Genomic DNA, 16,980 nt, shown 5'->3' on the forward strand with positions numbered 1-16,980 from the left:
GTACGGAAATGAGGGCAAGGACTCGGGCCTTGATCTCATCACGGATGGCGCGGACAGCCTCAAGCCCCTGCCCTGCAGGGTCGGCGAGTTGCCAGTCTTCGTAGCGCTTGCCGGGGAACACGGGGCAGGCATCGCCGCAGCCCATGGTGATAACTACGCTGGACTTCTCCACCGCATCAGTGGTGAGGACCTTGGGGATCTGGGCGGCCATGTCGATCCCGTCTTCAGCCATGGCGCTCACGGCCGCCGGGTTGATAGAGGCCGCCGGGGCAGAACCAGCGGAGCGTACCTCGATTGCCCCGTGAGACAGGGCCGTTAGATAAGCGGCAGCCATCTGGGAACGTCCTGCGTTGTGCACACAGACAAACAGAACGGAAGGTAACTTATTAGTTTCGGTAGCGCTCACGAATTCATACTCCTTGGTAAAAATGACGGAAATTTTGGGGCACTTGTGGGGCTGCGCTAGTGCTGGTTCAGTTGGTAAAAAAGCGGCGACGGGCCCACAGAGCCACATAAACCAGAGCCACAAGAACAGGCACTTCAATGAGCGGGCCCACAACACCTGCCAGGGCCTGACCGGAGGTGACCCCGAAGGTGCCAATTGCAACGGCAATGGCGAGCTCAAAGTTGTTCCCCGAAGCCGTGAAAGCCAAGGTGGTGGTTTTGGCATAGCCGAGTTTTAGACTCCGGCCAATGATCATGCCTGCGGTGAAGGTGACCACAAAGTAGACCAGCAACGGCAGCGCTATCCGCGCCACATTCAGGGGCTGGGAGGTAATTGTTTTCCCCTGTAAAGCAAACAGCAAAGTAATGGTGAAGAGCAGTCCGTAGAGCGCCCATGGGCCCAGCTTGGGGAGGAACGTTTCTTCATACCAGGACCGCCCCTTGGTCTTTTCGCCAATGGATCGGGTCAGGAACCCTGCCAGCAGCGGAATCCCTAAGAAGACCAGCACGGCGGCGGTGATGGCCCAGAATGAAAAGTCAGCGGACGCCGTCGGAAGTCCCAGCCACCCGGGCAGCACCTGGAGGTAAAACCAGCCCAAAGCACCAAACGCAAACAGCTGGAAGACGGAGTTTAGTAATACAAGAACCGCCGCGGCCTCCCTGTCTCCGCAGGCAAGATCGTTCCAGATCATGACCATGGCAATGCAGCGGGCCAAGCCCACAATAATCAGCCCTGTGCGGTATTCAGGCAGGTCCGGGACAAAGATCCAAGCCAAAAAGAACATGAAAGCTGGGGCCAGTACCCAGTTCAGCACCAAGGAGGTGATCAGTAGCTTACGATCCGCCAAGACTCGGCGCGTCTCGTTATAGCGCACCCTTGCCAGCACCGGGTACATCATGACCAGCAACCCTATGGCGATCGGCAGCGAGATGGAGCCAATCTTCACGGCATCCAGCGCCATGTTCAGGCCTGGCACAAAACGTCCCAACAACAGACCTGCGGCCATGGCGGCAATAATCCACACAGGAAGGAACGTATCCAGGGTGGAGAGTTTGCCTGCTACAGCCTGCTCACCAGAGGTTGTGGTCTGCGTATTCACAGGGCTCCTCGCCATTAGAACTCTAGATTGATGATTGTCGATATGACCAGTTTTAACTCTATATTGATAAATGTCAATATATAGTTGAAGTACGTCGAGGGCCGTGATCATCCAATAAAAATGAGCCCCTCCCACAGGGAGGGGCTCATGCCTAAAGATCAGTGCTAGTCGTTATTGTGCTCGTACACATCCGGAATACCATCATGGTTATCATCAACCATCTCTTCTAGCTCCACCGCGTGGTATTGACGGTTTCTGGTTGTCAGTATGGCCGAGGCAAGAAGAGCAGCGATCACCGAGGCTAGGAGAATGCCGATCTTGGCGTGATCATCATGGGGGCTACCTTGCCCAAAGCTCAGTTCCGCCACCAAAAGTGAGACGGTGAAACCGATTCCTGCCAGCAGCGAGACCCCAAAGACGTCAATCCACTTCAGCGAACGGTCCAGAGATGCCCTGGTGAACTTCGTCAACACCCAGGTGGTGCCCATGATCCCGGCTGGCTTCCCAAGCACCAACGCAACCACAACCCCAATAGCAACAGGGTCCGTTGCGGCTGACACCAGACCGTCCCACCCACCGATCGCTACTCCTGCTGAGAAGAAAGCAAAGACCGGAACGGCAATACCTGCTGAGATGGGGCGGAAGCGGTGCTCAAAAATTTCCGACAATCCCGGGCCCGCCTCGGGACCGCCATTTGCTTGTGATCGAATCACAGGAATGGCAAAACCAAGCAGCACACCGGCCACAGTTGCGTGAACGCCGGAGGCGTGCACCAACCCCCAAGTGATAAGACCCAATGGAAGCAGGATTGCCCAAGCAGTCCAGACTTTAGCCCCAAAGAAGCGACGGTATTTCTGCGCCAAAAGAGTGTAAAGGGCCAGCGGAATGAGAGCCAGTAGTAGCGGCCCAACTTGGATCTCATCTGTATAAAAAACGGCGATGATGCTGATGGCCAAGAGGTCATCCACAACAGCCAAGGTTAGAAGGAAGATCCGTAGAGCGCTCGGTAGATGAGATCCAATAATGGCCAGCACGGCCACAGCGAAGGCAATGTCAGTGGCTGTGGGGATGGCCCACCCCCGGAGCGTATCGGGGCTGCTGAGGTTGATGACCGCGTAAATTACCGCCGGTATCGCCACTCCGCCCACGGCTGCGGCCACAGGCACTATGGATTTACTGAACTTTCGCAGATCCCCCGCTATGAACTCACGCTTGAGTTCCAAACCAACCAGGAAGAAAAACACAGCCAGTAAGCCATCAGCTGCCCACGTCCCTAAGCTGAGCTCCAGATGCCATGGTGCGTAACCGATCTTGAAATCGCGCAAGGCGAAATAGCCTTCGGAAATGGGCGAATTGGCCCAGATGATTGCTATGACGGCGGCGGCAACCAGCAGAATGCCGCCAACGGTTTCTTTCCGCAGGATCTCGCCAATGCGCAGCGCTTCGGTGTAGCTGCCACGGCCTAAGACAATGCCACGAACAGTTTTAACGGGTTTTTGCTTCATAAGAGTCCTTTTGAGGTCGACAATATTACGCCGACCAGACTTCCCGGCTCACCTTGAACAAGACTACCGCGCACTGCGCCGCCACCGTTAACGCTAACAAACATCTGGAACAAAGAACTGCAGTTCTAGACGAAAGCGGCGATCCCAGTGATGGCTCGGCCTGCCACTAGGGTGTTTATCTCATAGGTTCCCTCGTAGGTGTAAATCGCTTCAGCGTCACAGAAAATCTTTGCCATCTCATAGTCCACCGAAACCCCGTTTCCACCCAAGATGCCCCGGCCCAACGCGACTGTTTCGCGCATGCACTTAGTCACGAACGCCTTGGCCATTGCTGAATGTTCGTTGCGAGTGGTCCCCTCATCTTCCATTTGCGCCAGGCGGACCATCATGCCCATGGAAGCTTCGGCGTTGGAGAGCATGGTGACAAGTTGCTCTTGAATTAGCTGGAAGCTGGCAATAGGTTTGCCGAACTGGTGCCGTTCTACGGCGTATTTCCGGGCCACGTCAAAAGCTGCTAGCTGAATTCCCACTGCCTGCCAACCCACGGTGGCACGTGTTGTTTTGAGTACCTTGTTGGTATCGCGGAAACTATTCGCGTTTACAAGCTTAAAGAAGTGGGGCACCACAACATCTTTCAAGACAATGTCCGCATTTTGAACTGCACGCAAGGAAATACGATTTTCAATTAAGGTGGCGCTAAATCCGGGAGTCTTGGTTTCAACCAAAAAGCCCTTGACCTGGTCGTCGGCCACATCTTTGGCCCAAACAATCACGTAGTCAGAAAAGGTGGAATTTCCAATCCAGCGTTTTTCTCCATTGAGAATCCAGTTCTCACCTTCACGTACTGCTGTGGTTTGCGTGCCACCGGCAACATCGGAGCCAGCGAGGGGCTCGGTGATGGCGAACACTCCTGTCTTTTTCAGTGCATATATATCTGGCAACCACGCTGCTTTTTGCTCCTCAGAGGCGAGCAACTCGATGGAGCCGGTGAACAGCCCGTCGTGGCCGCTGAAGAACGTCCCAAAGGAGGCGTCAACCCTGTGGATTGCTGCTGTCACCATGCCGGCCAGTAGGTGCGAGTGTCCTTGACGGCGTACAGGGCTGATCATGTCCAATTCGGCAACCTGGGGAATCAGGTGCACTGGAAACTCGCTGCGGTTCCAGAAGTCACGGGAAATGGGGCGTACGTGTTCTTCCATCCAGTCCCTAATGGTGTTCAGCCTGTCCAGCTCATTAACCGGTAGCAAGCTCTCGAAGTGGAAAAAGTCTCCATCAGCGTAGGGCAGCTCGCTTTTTTCGGTGGTATTTGTTGTGTCAGTCAAGGGAATTCTCCTAAAGGTGGTCGTTATTTTGCAATCGAGCAGGCGCAAAGCCCGTTGGGTGAATCAGAGGAGACGCGCCTCTGATTCCACCAACTGCTTCGAACATAGCCCTAGCCGGGCCCGGTTATGTCCCAGATCACACAAATCAGCCACTCGTCTGGGATCACAGACGAGATTGGTGAGCTGAGCTACTCCGCTCTACTCAGTCATGCTCAGATTGACATAGCAAACCAGTCCACGGGCCACACAAATTCCAACGGAGGAATGAAATGTCAAGAACTCAAACGGTGAGAAAGAGCGGGCCGGCCATTGAGCGCAGGTCAATCGACTTTGTGCCCTACCGCGAGCGCCACGGGAAGCCCTTTGGCCAGTTCACTCTCTGGTTTGGGGCAAACATGCAGATCACGGCCATCGTTACAGGTTCCCTGGCGGTGATCTTCGGCTCTGAAGCCTTGTGGGCCATCATTGGCCTGTTCATCGGTAACCTGCTCGGTGGCACTGTCATGGCCCTGCACGCAGCTCAAGGACCCAAGCTGGGTATGCCTCAGATGATCTCCAGTCGCGCCCAGTTTGGCGTGTTCGGCGCGGTTATCCCGCTGATTCTGGTGATCGTTATGTACTTGGGTTTTGCCGCTACCGGCGCTGTATTGGCCGGGCAGGCCGTGAACCAGATCATTCCCACTAATCACCCCGCAGTTGGTGTCATCATCTTCGGCGCTCTGACAGTACTCGTGGCCACCCTGGGTTATAAGTACATTCACCTGCTGGGCCGTATCTCTACCATTGTGGGCATAATCGGTTTTACTTATTTGGCCATCCGGCTTTTCTTGATGCACGACGTCGGCGCTGTCATGGGAGTGGGCGGGTTCGCCATCCCCACATTCCTGCTTTCGATCTCTCTAAGCGCTGGCTGGCAGCTGACCTACGGTCCCTATGTTGCTGATTACTCCCGGTATCTCCCGGCCAATACACCGGCCCGCAAAACGTTCTTTTCTTGCTTCTCTGGCGCCGTTTTGGGTTCTCAATGGTCCATGACGCTTGGTGCGCTGTTTGCTTCCATCCCTATGGCAGCCGGCCACGCGTTCATTGATGAGCAGGTTGGGTTTGTGGGTAACCTCTCCGGCGGCGGTGTTATCGCTGTGCTGATGTACATCGTGATTGTGGTGGGAAAGCTGACAGTCAACACTTTGAACGCGTATGGCGGCTATATGACGATTCTGACTTCCGTCAGCTCTTTCACGCGCCAGCTACGTTTTGCCCCGTGGGTGCGCTTTGCCTATGTTATTGGCTTCATCACCGTCTCAGTCATCATCGCCTTGGTTGCCTCCGATGACTTCATTTCCAACTTCAAGAACTTTGTTCTGTTGCTGTTGATGGTGTTCATCCCGTGGAGCTCCATCAACCTCGTTGATTTCTACTTCTCCTCGAAGGAGAAGGTTGATGTCCCGGCACTCTACGATCCTAAGGGACGCTACGGCGCGTGGAATGTGCCAGCGCTACTGACGTACTTCTTTGGCGTCATCATTCAGATCCCGTTCCTCGCCCAGGCGATGTACACGGGCCCCATCACTCCCCTGCTCGGTGGCGCTGACATCTCTTGGATTGTGGGTCTCATTGTGACGGCAGCTATCTACTACCCAGTGGCTAAGCGCTTCAATCACCCTCCAGCGGAGATGATCTACCCGGCCGATGATGAGATCTCCCCCGATCCTGCCGCTGCCGCTCTCTAGCACCCCTTCACCGCCCCGAGCCTCGCTCTGACCACAGTGCCGAACCCATAAAGAGGACTTGTTGATGAATAACCACCTGAGAACAGCGCCACAGCCAGCCGTTCTACCGCAGCCCCGCGAGCTGGTTGCGGCACTACCGGTCTACTCCAAGGCAGGTGGAAGCATACCGCCCATGTGGCGTGCGTCATCGAACGAATCGTTCCTCCCGCCGTCGTCGGCAGTGCTGGCCGCCATTGCAGAAGCGGCCAGCCATTGCCAGCGCTATCCCACGCTGACCGGTGAACATCTAATCGATGCACTGAGTCTTAGATTGGGTGTGGCCCCGGAGCAATTGGTAACCGGGGGTGGTTCCCTCGCCGTTCTGCAACAATTGCTGACGGCATTCGCCGGGCCGGGTACGGAAGTCGTTTTTGCTTGGCGCAGCTATGAGGCGTACCCCATTTTGGTTCGCCTCACCGGGGCCAGCTGCGTTGAGGTTCCATTGACGGCCGAGCACTGCCATGACCTCAGCACTATGGCCAGCGCAGTCACCGACACCACCGCCGCCGTGATCCTGTGCAGCCCCAACAACCCCACCGGAACTGTTATCGGATCCTCGGAGCTCAAGGACATGTTGGCGGCCATTCCCTCGCAAGTGGTGGTGGTACTGGATCAGGCTTATCTCGAATTCACTGACGACGCCGATGCCTCCTCCCAGCACAGTCTTGACTTGCTGGCAACTCACCCCAATCTTGTCATCTTGCAGACTTTCTCCAAGGCATACGGGCTGGCTGGCCTGCGGGCTGGGTATATGGTGGCACATCCGGAACTGGCAGCCCATGTCCGGGCCGCATCACCACCGTTTGGCCTGAACGCTATTGCTGAGGCAGCTTCCGTTGCAGCACTTGCCAACCGCCAGGCCATGGAACGCAATGTCGCCACGGTTCGCGAGGGCCGCATAGCGTTATCCACTGAGTTCACAGCCAGGGGCTTAGTATTTCCTGACAGCGGCTCGAATTTCCTTTGGTTGCCGGTGGCCGAGGAAGCCGAGGCGCTTGAGGCGGCTTGTTTAGCGCACAGCGTGGGAGTTCGCTGTTTCCCCGGCGAGGGTGTCCGCATCACTGTTGGTTCCCGGGATGCAGAGGCGGCGGTACTGCGGGCCGTGGATGCCTGGCTGGTAAATCGCTCTCATTAGCTACTGCTGGTTCCCAGCACGCTACCCAGTGGGGCGCAGTCGGCGGGAAATTTCGGTGGCGCACCGGTTTACTTCTGGTAGCCATCTGGTGGCCAGGTCCTCCAATTCCACTGTGCGTTCTTGGATAATTCCTTCCTTAGAGTTCCGTGCTGCCGCTGCGGGGCTGAGCGCCGGCCGGTTCGCCACTGTTAGGGTCACACTGGCCACGGCAAAACCACTCCTATCCAGGACAGGAACAGCCAAAGAAGAGAAACCGTCAGTGACCTCATCCTGCTCCCAAGAGAATTTCCGCTCACGTATCTTCTCCAGCAGCTCGTTTAGTGCCGGTACAGAGTGCACACCAGTTTCATACCTGGTTGGAAACGCCTCCGGGCCCGGATACAGGGCCGCTAGTTGGTCAGTAGACATGGAGGCGAGCATGGCCCGTCCACTAGCCGTCAGGTGCGCAGGGAGTCTGACGCCAGGATGGGTCACAAGCGCACTTTGCCGCTTAGCTCTCTCCTCAATGAGGTAGATGACTTCGCGCCCGTGCATCACGGCAAGGTGCGCTGTTCGCTTGGTGCGTTCAACCAACTGGGCAATGGGGAACCGGGCAAGACGGTGCAGTGGCGCTTGGCGGCTGTAACCGGTACCTAACTCATGGGCCGTGACACCCAGCGCATACTTGCGCTCTTCAGGAAGGTGCACCACGAACCCGTCATCCACCAAAGCGGCCAGCAGATGATAGGTGGTGGACCGGGGTAGATCCACATCACGGGCAATCGCTGCGGCACCCACCGCCCCACCTTGAGAGGCGACGTAGCGAAGCACTGACAGTACGTTCTTGGCGGCCGGAACCTGCGGCAAATTCTTAAAGCCCATACGTTTATGATAGCTGCACTACGTCTGGGATCACAGATGAGATGCTCTGCCACCAGCAACTATTTGATGCCAAAGGTGCTGTGATTGATATAACACCTACTGGACAGTCAGTCCGGTCACCTTTCAAAGGATCAGAATCTCATGCCCTCCGCGAACCTCTCCGACGCCACCACTGACCCCGCCGCATTGAACCGCCCCGGATCATTGGAAGGATTAAGGGTTTTAGACCTCTCCCGAGTATTGGCCGGTCCGTTTTGTGCCATGATCCTTGCAGATCTGGGCGCGGAGGTTATTAAGGTTGAAAGTCCCGACGGGGATGACTCCCGCCACTTCGGTCCTTGGTACAACGGGGAGTCTGCGTACTACAGACTGTTTAACCGCAGTAAGTACGGTGTCACCATGGATCTCAAAATTCAAGAGCAACGTGAACAGCTCCTTGCCATGGTTCGCCGTTCTGACATTGTCATTGAGAACTTCCGTCCTGGTGTCATGGGCAGGCTGGGACTATCTGCCGCGCAGCTGCTGAAAGTGAACCCGCGGATTGTCATTGTGAGCATCTCAGGCTTTGGCCAAGGCGGTCCTCTACAAAAGGCTCCCGCCTACGATCTGATTGCCCAAGCCATGAGCGGGCTGATGTCCATCACCGGCTGGCCGGATGGGGAAGCAACAAGAGTCGGCATCAGCATTGGCGATGTGATCCCCGGCTTGTATGGTGCCATCGCGGCTCTGGCAGCTATCAACGAACGTCACACAACGGGTAAGGGCCAGCACATCGACGTGGCTATGCTTGACAGCCTCATTTCTGTGTTGGAGTCCGTGGGCATGCGCGCCTTGCATGGCGAGGAGCCCGTAGCCTGTGGCAATGACCATGCCATGTCCACCCCCTTCAGCACCTATTTAACCGGGCACGGTTCCATCGCCATCGCCATTGCCGGTGACCGTTTGTTCCCTCGTCTCACCGAAGCCCTGAACCGTGCCAGTTGGCTTGAGGATGAGCGCTTCAAGGAACAAACGCGTCGCAATGAATTCCCTGTGGAGTTTCGTGCCGCTTTGGAGGAGGCCCTTAGTACTTTTACAGATGATGAGGCAATCGAGTTACTCACGGCTCATCACGTACCGGTTGCCAAGGTGCACACCGTCAATGAAGCCCTTACCAGCGAGCACTCAGAGTACCGCGGCAACGTGGCAACCGAGTCGGACGGCTTTAAAACACTGGCCTCGCCATTGCGCCTCACAGGTTCCGTGGCACCTTCTCCGGCTCCCACGCTAGGACAGCACAACGGTCTGATTACCAGGTGGGTGGTGGGGCCTGAACGCACCGGCCTGCCCTGATCGGTTCCGCGGACTTTACTACCTACAGATAGACTCTTGCAGGACCCGAGTTTGGGAGGTCCGAATTTGACCACGCCATTCTTGGAGCCTTTATGACCCCGCCCAGCAGCACCCCTCCATCCCCCGAAGAACCCGAAGTTCCTGAAGTTCCAGAAGTTCCAGAAGTTCCAGAAGCTACCGTGGCAGAGGGGCGTCATCACCGGACTCCTGAGAACGGGCCGCGACACAAACGGGTGGTTGCCGCCACAGTATCTGGCGCGGTGGTAGTTGTGGCCGTGGTGGCTTTCGTCCTTGTCGGCACTCCGTTGCTGACCAACTTGACTGCTACTTCCCCACAGGAAACAACGCAGGCGCCGGTCATTACCAGCGCAAAGGCAACTACTGCTGCCCCGGCAACAGAAAAGACATTCCCTGAATTCGACCGCCCGGACTACGTTCAGCCTGAGATTCCTACCACTGCCACCGAGCCCATACAGGACACCACCATCACCGTCGGTGCGGACGCCTCTGGGAAAATCATGCCTGAGGGCTTAGCGGGATTGTCCTTGGATACCGACCACCTTGTCGACATGCAAATGAACCCTGACCAGTCGAACCTTGTGGATATCCTGAAGATGTCAGGCAATCCAGTTATTCGTTTTGGCGCACAGGCCGTTGACCGCAGATTTTTCTGGACGTCCACGGATGAGCCCATCCCGAACTGGGAAGTCGTCCCCAGCTACCCCAAAGACATCCGCAAAGTGGTCAAAGTAACCCCCGAGGTTCTGACGAACCTGAAACATCTCCTCGACCAAGGTAACGCCCGAACTCTGCTGGCTGTGGACATGGGCCATTACGACCCAGAACGGGCTGCGGACTTCGCAAAGTATGCCCACCAAATCCTTGGTGACCGCCTGGTAGGTATCAGTCTGGGCAACGAACCCAACGGCTACAACCGGGTTGAGAACAAATACCTGGCTCTGCGACCTGCTGACTTCACCTTTGAAGACTGGGCTGTAGAAGCCCGTGCATACTCTGCCGCAATAGCCGCAGCAGCCCCTGAGGTGAAAGTGGTTGGACCCGAAGTTTATAACGATGGCTGGTGGAAAGATTATATAGCGCTGAATCTGCCGAACCAAGGTGCTTTGACTTATCACAACTACCCATTGCACGAATGCAGTGACGCCGCAAATTCAGACCGAGCGCGGACCATTCCTATCCTCCTCTCGCGTCAGCTCAGTGACGACAGCGCCGCCTACGCGGCATCTGCAGTGAAGGCCGCGGCAGGTCACAATGTTCCGGTATGGAACTCGGAAGCGAACATTTCCGCGTGTCCCGGCTCCAACCAAACACTCAAGACTCACGCTTCCGCGTTGTGGACTGTCAACTATGCGATGCGCTCGGCAGCTGAAGGCGTGACCCAGCTAGATTTCCACGGAGGCCTCGAGGCGTGCAAAGGCGGCGCACCGGGCTCGCCGTTGTGTGACAGCGGTCCGTACCGCCAACCCAACGGCATAGTGACCATGCGTCCGCAATACTACGGAATTATGATGGTCAACAAACTAGGTTCCGGAGATTTCCTGAAATCCCAAGTAGACGGTAATGAGAACATCTACGCCTACCCGGTTAAGCACGCTGACGGCACCATGGGTGTCATGGTCATCAATCAGAATGACCCGCAGAAGCAGACGCCGGTTAACATAACCCTAAAACTGCCGCAGCAGGCCGCCACCGGTACCATGACCCAGTTGGCTGGTCCTGAACTCGCCGCTCAGGACCAGACACAGATTGACGGCCTTGAGTCTGCAGGCCAAACTGCAGAAGAACAGGGAAAAATTCCCGGTTTCAAGCCCGGCCAGAAGTCCGTTTCTGTCCCACTAAACTCCGGAACGGCGACTATCTTGAACTTCACGTTTTAGGCAACAACCCCACGATTGAACGGCGACGGCGGCGCTCCCAAAGGGAGCCGTCGCCGCCGCTTAAATTCATCTCCCTTCATCTCTTGGCACAGAGCTGTCACCCGCTCCCGTTAGAATGGGCCGATGCCCGCACTCCACATGCCCCGTAAGAAAACCATCTTCATTGTTGGGGCATTTCTCGCGGCACTCTTCCTCGCGTGGCTCCTTACGGCTTATCAACTGTTTTACAACGTCCATCCCGCTTCGGCAAAAAATGCTGATGCGGTAGTTATGTTGGGAGGGGCTAGTAAGGAAAGGCTCTTGGATGCGATGCTGCTGCGCTCCGAACTTGGCGCCAAGTATCTTGTCATCTCGCAGACTGACACCCCCGGTAATGCAAGCGCGGATGAGTACTGTGACACTCACAGCAACCAAGCAATCTATCCCGACGTTGTGTGCTTTACCCCTTCCCCAATGGATACCCGAGGCGAGGCGACGGCGCTGGGCAAATTGGCCACACAACACCACTGGAAAACAATGACCGTAGTGACCTCCAGATACCACATTGAACGGGCTGGCCACCTAATGAGTCAATGCGTTGATTCCAAGGTCACCATGGCATCCACCACCCCGCAATTCTCCACCTGGCAGTGGCTGCGCCGGTTCGTCATAGAAACCGGCGGTCTCCTCACCGTTTACAGCAATCCCGAGTGTGATTCCCCCGGCCCGCATCAACTGACACCCAGAAATAGCTAGGCAGCACACCAAATTCACAAAAATCTAATCGTCAGATAAACTCCATAAAAAGTATCTAACTTTTTCCTTAGGGGGAACTATGCCTGTTGTCATGCCAATATACGGAACTCGTCCGGAAGCCATCAAGATGGCTCCAATTGTTGCAGCACTACAGAAGTCCGATATTTTCGACTGCGTTGTAACAGTCACCGGGCAGCACCGCGAAATGCTGGATCAGGTCAATGAACTATTCGGCATCGTCCCCACTCATGATCTCGATATCCACCAGCCTGGCCAGTCCCTTTCTGACATACTCACACGCACCATCACTGGTCTTGATAAGTTGTTTGCAGCCTCCAAACCCGATGTCGTAGTTGTTCAAGGAGATACTGCGACCTCGACAGCAGGTGCAATGGCTGCCTTTTACCGTGGCATCCCCGTCGTCCACGCCGAGGCGGGTCTGCGGAGCCACAACCTTTTTTCACCGTTTCCAGAGGAAGCAAACCGAAAGATCACCACACAGATCGCCAGTCTTCACCTTGCTCCTACCAGCACAAGCAAACAGAATCTCCTAAATGAAGGCGTCAACAAGGCCGATATCGTGGTCACTGGAAACACAGTCATCGATGCCCTTCTGACCACTGTTGATAAGCAGATCACTTTTACAGATCCGGTTCTAGAGGCTCTGGCAAAAAGTGGCAAGCAGATAATGTTGGTAACAACCCATCGTCGAGAGAATCAGGGCGATGCAATGCGCGGCGTTGGGCGAGCGCTCGCACGCATCGCCCACGCATATCCCGATATGACGATCGTGTTCCCGGCGCATAAGAACCCTGTTGTTAGACAAGCTGTATTGCCAGCCGTCCAACACAAAAAAAACGTCATAATTACAGAACCACTGGCTTATGGCGAATTTACAAGAATGATCTCGCTGGCGCACATCGTACTCACGGACTCAGGTGGTGTCCAGGAAGAAGCCCCAAGCCTTGGTAAACCGGTTCTCGTCATGCGGGACAACACCGAACGTCCTGAAGCTGTGGTCGCTGGCACAGTCAAACTTATCGGCACTGACGAAGACCGCATTGTCACTGAAGTTGAACGGCTGCTGACAGACCAGTCGTACTTCGCGCAGATGGCAACGGCCGTTAATCCTTATGGCGACGGTATGGCTGCTGAACGCACGGTTAGTGCTATCGCGCATATGCTAAATCTGGGTGAGCGAATTCCCGATTTTTCTTCGTAGTTACAACTATTTTATGAAAAATAGACAATATCAGTATGTAACGGGAAGTCAATCATGCCAACTCATCTTATAAATAAAAATCTAATTGGTGCGACTTATACCGAATCTGAGCTGATCACCTATCTTTTTTTAGAAAATATTCATCTTAAAAAGGCTTTGTCTTCGGAAATTGAACCTTCCAAGATAGAGCGACCTAACAGCCACGATACTAACGTAGACTCAAAATTTCATATCGGTAGAGCCTATGTTGACTACAACAGTATTGCAGGAAAAAAACATCTAATTATTGCAAACGAATATCCGAACTATGGGGCGGAATACGGTAATGGTTTCGTTCACCGCCGAGTAGAATACTATAAACAATACGGTGCACAGGTTGACGTTGTCGCTTTTGGAAAACGTTTACCCCAAAAAATATATGAATATAAAGATGTAAAAGTTCTATCCGGCTATGTAAATGAACTTTTGTATCTACTTTCTACACAAGAATATGAGTCGGTTAGCGTTCACTTTCTCAACCATGAAATGTGGAACGTTCTTAATCCCTTCCTCAAAGACCTGAACCTCTTTGTCTATCTTCATGGGTACGAAGTAAATCGGTGGGTACGCAGAATCTTCGAATACAACACAACCGAGGAACTCACCGGAAACATTGAAAGAACCTTGCAACTTCAAAGATTCTGGAAGCATGTGGTTGGTCATCAATATGGCCCGAGAAAATTTATCTTTGTTTCTAAGTGGTGGCAAGATGCTGTCACTGAAGACATGGAACTTACTTTTCCAAAAAAACGAACTGAAATAGTGCACAATTTTATTGATACCAAACTCTTCAGTTTTGTGCCCAAGGATATTAATCAAAGATATAATCTTTTATGGGTAAGGAGTGCCGACGCAAGAAAATATGGCAACGATTTAGCCATCGGGTGTCTTCGTATTCTTCAGAGATCAAAGTACTGGCATATATTAAAAATAACTATAATAGGTAATGGAAAATATTTCCACGAATTCCAAGATGCATTTGTCAATCAATCAAACGTCTCAATTCAACAGAAGTTTGTTTCGCAGGAGGAGATAGCAGCTCTCCATAAGACAAATGGAATATTCTTAGTCCCCAGCCGCCTTGACTCTCAAGGCGTTTCCAGAGATGAGGCTATGTCGTCCGGTCTTATTGCTGTGACAAATTCAGTGACGGCAATTCCAGAATTTATAGATTCAAATACCGGAGTGGTTGCTCCACCAGAGGATGCACAATTTATGGCCGACGAAATAATACGCATATTTGAAAATCCCGCATTGTTTGACCAATTGTCCAAAGCAGCAGCTCTCAGGGCTAGGTCACAATGCGGCGAACAACAGACTGTGAAACGTGAGGCCGAAATTATGGGAATTCTTGGTGGTTCAAGACGATGAGTAGTCTCATTTTTGTCAGCCAAATTGGTGCTGTAGAAGGGAATCTTTTTACTGCCCTCAAGCACAGTGAAGATTTCGTCATTTTCTACGATATTGTAGAGAATAGATTTTATCCAGAAAATATAATTCCTGCTAACACTTGGATAAGTCAGACATTTGTTAATAGTGAACACTTATTACTGTCTCGCTATTTTAGTCAACTGATAGAAACACATAAAATTGATCACGTCTTCGCTATTGGTATTGAGGCCATAATATACGCAAACTCAAATATTGACTCCCACGACGTGATTGCGCTGGTTATGAAGGGCGAACTGGACTTCAGTATTAGGCGCACGGGTCTGCTTGAAAGATTTATGAAGGCTGTAACGAACTCTAAACGACTCTTTTTTGAAGATACCTGGGAAATGGATAAAGCGAGTGCCCATGGATCAGAAGTACCGCACTTTGTTTATCCTCTCTTCATTCAACCAAAAAATCGAATATTGGACCACAACCGCAAGAATACGAAAATTGCCATTATTGAACCTACTGTTGATACAGATAGCGATTTGGAAGTCCGCATAAATCTATACCAAGAGCAGTTACTGAGTCATGGCTTCGAAATAAAACGCATCAAAGCACGTGATTTATATACGAAGTTAGATCTTTCTACCGGTCGAACATTCCCCGCTACAATGCGTTACAGAATCGGAGATTGCTCACACGCCATTTTGATTGGTGATTCAAGGAACGGAAATTCTATATTAGCTGGTCTTTCAGAAGATGCAGAATATTTATATGCGGAAGATACATTTAATACGAGCCTTATTCTTAGTAAAGACGAATTTCCAAATTATGCCAACGCTGTTTCACTCATAAATCGTTTAGTGGGCGATCTGACGACAGAGGAAGGCGGATCCGCAGGTGCTCATATACGAGTGCCACTCACTAGTCCTGTGGCGTCTTTGGAGCGAGATATGCAATACAATTATCCTTGGTTTTATGAGTCAACTCCTCGTTTATCAGTTGAAAAGTCATTCGATCTTTACTTTACAGTATCACCTATCGAGAATCGTGCTAACGGTGCTCGTCCACTAAGAATTAGAAATATGGCCGAGTCGATATACAAAAATCGTCCGACTGTACTCATTACCTCAAATGCTAAACTTTTACGACGAAAAATATTCTATATTCGCTGGTTAATTGAATCTGGATTTAAAGCAAATATGTTTTACGGGGAAAATTCGACATCTCCTATTGCAACATATGATGTTATTTCCCAACTTCTAGTGTTACTTGAAATTCTGAAACTAAATGGTTGCTCTATAGGTTGGTTTGTTCGCGACTTACATTGGCTAGATCCTGAAATTGGAGCCAATGGATTGATGACGAGCACACAAATGACCACCGTCTCTCGTGGCCTACATGAGCTCGGAAGAGTCGCACACCTTGCTGACATGCTGTATGCCCCTAACCTGGAGTCTATTCAAGGTTTTAGAAAACTCTTGGGTGATCAGGTCTCTATTTCTACGCCTTGGGCACCGCTGCAGCCAGGCGTATCTGAAAGCAACTTCTGGGATAAGAATCATCTAACGTCACCCAACGTTAATCCTGAGTCGGTAACGATTGTTTACAGCGGTGGGATCGGTGATGTCTATAATATGGATTTGTTTCTTTCATCAATTCATCGCTTTGAGCCCTCGTTATACTTTTTTGATTTTGTCATCCGAAAGAGCGACAGAGCACTTTTTGATAAAAGCTTATTGCAATTCAATTTGGCTGGCTATAGTAATATTCGTGTTTTACATTGTGACTTTCAGGACTATATTCCCACTACAGTGCGTTCTGTCGGCACAATTTTCCTCAGTAGTTCCTACGCAAAATTCAGTTTTCCATACAAGACTATGACCATGATTGAAAAAGGTTTCCCAATTGTGACATTTTCAGATATGGCTATAGCTGAATTTGTTATTGTTGAGGGTATCGGTCGAGTCTGTTCCCGTTCTGAGGATGATATTTTTGACTGTATTACAAGTGTTGTTAAGAATATTGAACATTTTGATTTTCGTGCGGTTCGTGAATCCCATTCTTGGAGAGCTAGGACCGAGACCGTACTCAGCCTTACTAGCTGAAGTTCTCCTAATTGGGCTTGTTCTGCAAACTCCACAGCAGGTTACTATGGTACCAATCGTATTAGGTATACCGTTATGCGGTTGACATTATTTTTCGGGTTTCACCTCAGACTATTTTCGATCAATAGATTAG

General features: G+C 52.4%; 12 protein-coding genes and 1 pseudogene. 8 read left to right on the top strand and 5 right to left on the bottom strand.

What is annotated here, in order from left to right; translation table 11 throughout:
- Positions 1–22 precede the first annotated feature (22 nt).
- The 4 genes and pseudogenes from QMG40_RS17375 to QMG40_RS03340 form a co-directional block, all read right to left on the bottom strand.
- Positions 23–514, bottom strand: a pseudogene (locus tag QMG40_RS17375) (arsenate reductase ArsC); the annotation flags it as partial.
- A complete protein-coding gene (arsB, locus tag QMG40_RS03330) occupies positions 474–1,559 on the bottom strand; it encodes an ACR3 family arsenite efflux transporter (RefSeq protein ID WP_283527879.1) in 1,086 nt (361 codons plus the stop codon). The pseudogene QMG40_RS17375 and the gene arsB, both read right to left, overlap by 41 nt.
- 149 nt (positions 1,560–1,708) lie before the next feature.
- The gene (gene nhaA / locus QMG40_RS03335) at positions 1,709–3,049 is read right to left on the bottom strand and encodes a Na+/H+ antiporter NhaA (protein WP_283527881.1); all 1,341 of its coding nucleotides are present in this window, start codon (positions 3,047–3,049) and stop codon (positions 1,709–1,711) included.
- 125 nt (positions 3,050–3,174) lie between these two features.
- A complete protein-coding gene (locus QMG40_RS03340; protein ID WP_283527884.1) occupies positions 3,175–4,371 on the bottom strand; it encodes an acyl-CoA dehydrogenase family protein in 1,197 nt (398 codons plus the stop codon).
- Positions 4,372–4,640: 269 nt separating this feature from the next.
- Between QMG40_RS03340 and QMG40_RS03345 the strand changes: the two genes are divergently transcribed.
- A complete protein-coding gene (locus QMG40_RS03345; protein WP_283527886.1) occupies positions 4,641–6,101 on the top strand; it encodes a purine-cytosine permease family protein in 1,461 nt (486 codons plus the stop codon).
- A 64-nt stretch (positions 6,102–6,165) separates the two neighbouring features.
- Positions 6,166–7,275, top strand: coding sequence for a histidinol-phosphate transaminase (locus tag QMG40_RS03350; RefSeq protein ID WP_283527888.1), 1,110 nt, complete (start codon positions 6,166–6,168; stop codon positions 7,273–7,275).
- Positions 7,276–7,296: 21 nt separating this feature from the next.
- Here the strand turns inward: QMG40_RS03350 and QMG40_RS03355 are convergent, their stop codons facing one another.
- Positions 7,297–8,136 carry an IclR family transcriptional regulator gene (locus QMG40_RS03355; protein WP_283527891.1) on the bottom strand — a complete coding sequence of 280 codons (840 nt, stop codon included), beginning with the start codon at positions 8,134–8,136 and terminating at the stop codon, positions 7,297–7,299.
- 141 nt (positions 8,137–8,277) lie between these two features.
- Here QMG40_RS03355 and QMG40_RS03360 point away from each other — a divergent pair, with 141 nt between their 5' ends.
- The 6 genes from QMG40_RS03360 to QMG40_RS03385 all read left to right on the top strand — a co-directional run bounded on the left by QMG40_RS03360 (position 8,278) and on the right by QMG40_RS03385 (position 16,847).
- Positions 8,278–9,468: a CaiB/BaiF CoA transferase family protein gene (locus tag QMG40_RS03360; RefSeq protein WP_283527893.1), complete on the top strand. Its 1,191-nt coding sequence runs from the start codon at positions 8,278–8,280 to the stop codon at positions 9,466–9,468.
- A gap of 92 nt (positions 9,469–9,560) precedes the next feature.
- Complete coding sequence (locus QMG40_RS03365) at positions 9,561–11,366, top strand: hypothetical protein (protein ID WP_283527895.1); 1,806 nt, start codon at positions 9,561–9,563, stop codon at positions 11,364–11,366.
- A 123-nt stretch (positions 11,367–11,489) separates the two neighbouring features.
- Positions 11,490–12,101 carry a YdcF family protein gene (locus tag QMG40_RS03370; RefSeq protein WP_283527897.1) on the top strand — a complete coding sequence of 204 codons (612 nt, stop codon included), beginning with the start codon at positions 11,490–11,492 and terminating at the stop codon, positions 12,099–12,101.
- A 79-nt stretch (positions 12,102–12,180) separates the two neighbouring features.
- On the top strand, positions 12,181–13,323 hold the full coding sequence (wecB, locus tag QMG40_RS03375; RefSeq protein WP_283527899.1) for a non-hydrolyzing UDP-N-acetylglucosamine 2-epimerase: 1,143 nt from the start codon (positions 12,181–12,183) through the stop codon (positions 13,321–13,323).
- 54 nt (positions 13,324–13,377) lie between these two features.
- Entirely contained in the window at positions 13,378–14,733 is a 1,356-nt protein-coding gene (locus tag QMG40_RS03380; RefSeq protein ID WP_283527901.1) for a glycosyltransferase family 4 protein, read from the top strand.
- Positions 14,730–16,847, top strand: coding sequence for a glycosyltransferase family protein (locus tag QMG40_RS03385; protein WP_283527903.1), 2,118 nt, complete (start codon positions 14,730–14,732; stop codon positions 16,845–16,847). Before QMG40_RS03380 ends, QMG40_RS03385 begins: the two co-directional genes overlap by 4 nt.
- Positions 16,848–16,980: the final 133 nt, after the last annotated feature.

The organism is Arthrobacter antibioticus, assembly GCF_030063205.1.
In the GTDB taxonomy this organism is placed as follows: domain Bacteria; phylum Actinomycetota; class Actinomycetes; order Actinomycetales; family Micrococcaceae; genus Specibacter.

Coding starts and splice junctions, on each gene's coding strand:
- QMG40_RS03345 (WP_283527886.1), top strand. CDS start 4,641: ATGTCAAGAACTCAAACGGTGAGAAAGAGCGGGCCGGCCATTGAGCGC.
- nhaA (WP_283527881.1), bottom strand. CDS start 3,049: ATGAAGCAAAAACCCGTTAAAACTGTTCGTGGCATTGTCTTAGGCCGT.
- QMG40_RS03380 (WP_283527901.1), top strand. CDS start 13,378: ATGCCAACTCATCTTATAAATAAAAATCTAATTGGTGCGACTTATACC.
- QMG40_RS03350 (WP_283527888.1), top strand. CDS start 6,166: ATGAATAACCACCTGAGAACAGCGCCACAGCCAGCCGTTCTACCGCAG.
- QMG40_RS03355 (WP_283527891.1), bottom strand. CDS start 8,136: ATGGGCTTTAAGAATTTGCCGCAGGTTCCGGCCGCCAAGAACGTACTG.
- QMG40_RS03385 (WP_283527903.1), top strand. CDS start 14,730: ATGAGTAGTCTCATTTTTGTCAGCCAAATTGGTGCTGTAGAAGGGAAT.
- QMG40_RS03360 (WP_283527893.1), top strand. CDS start 8,278: ATGCCCTCCGCGAACCTCTCCGACGCCACCACTGACCCCGCCGCATTG.
- QMG40_RS03365 (WP_283527895.1), top strand. CDS start 9,561: ATGACCCCGCCCAGCAGCACCCCTCCATCCCCCGAAGAACCCGAAGTT.
- wecB (WP_283527899.1), top strand. CDS start 12,181: ATGCCTGTTGTCATGCCAATATACGGAACTCGTCCGGAAGCCATCAAG.
- arsB (WP_283527879.1), bottom strand. CDS start 1,559: ATGGCGAGGAGCCCTGTGAATACGCAGACCACAACCTCTGGTGAGCAG.
- QMG40_RS03370 (WP_283527897.1), top strand. CDS start 11,490: ATGCCCGCACTCCACATGCCCCGTAAGAAAACCATCTTCATTGTTGGG.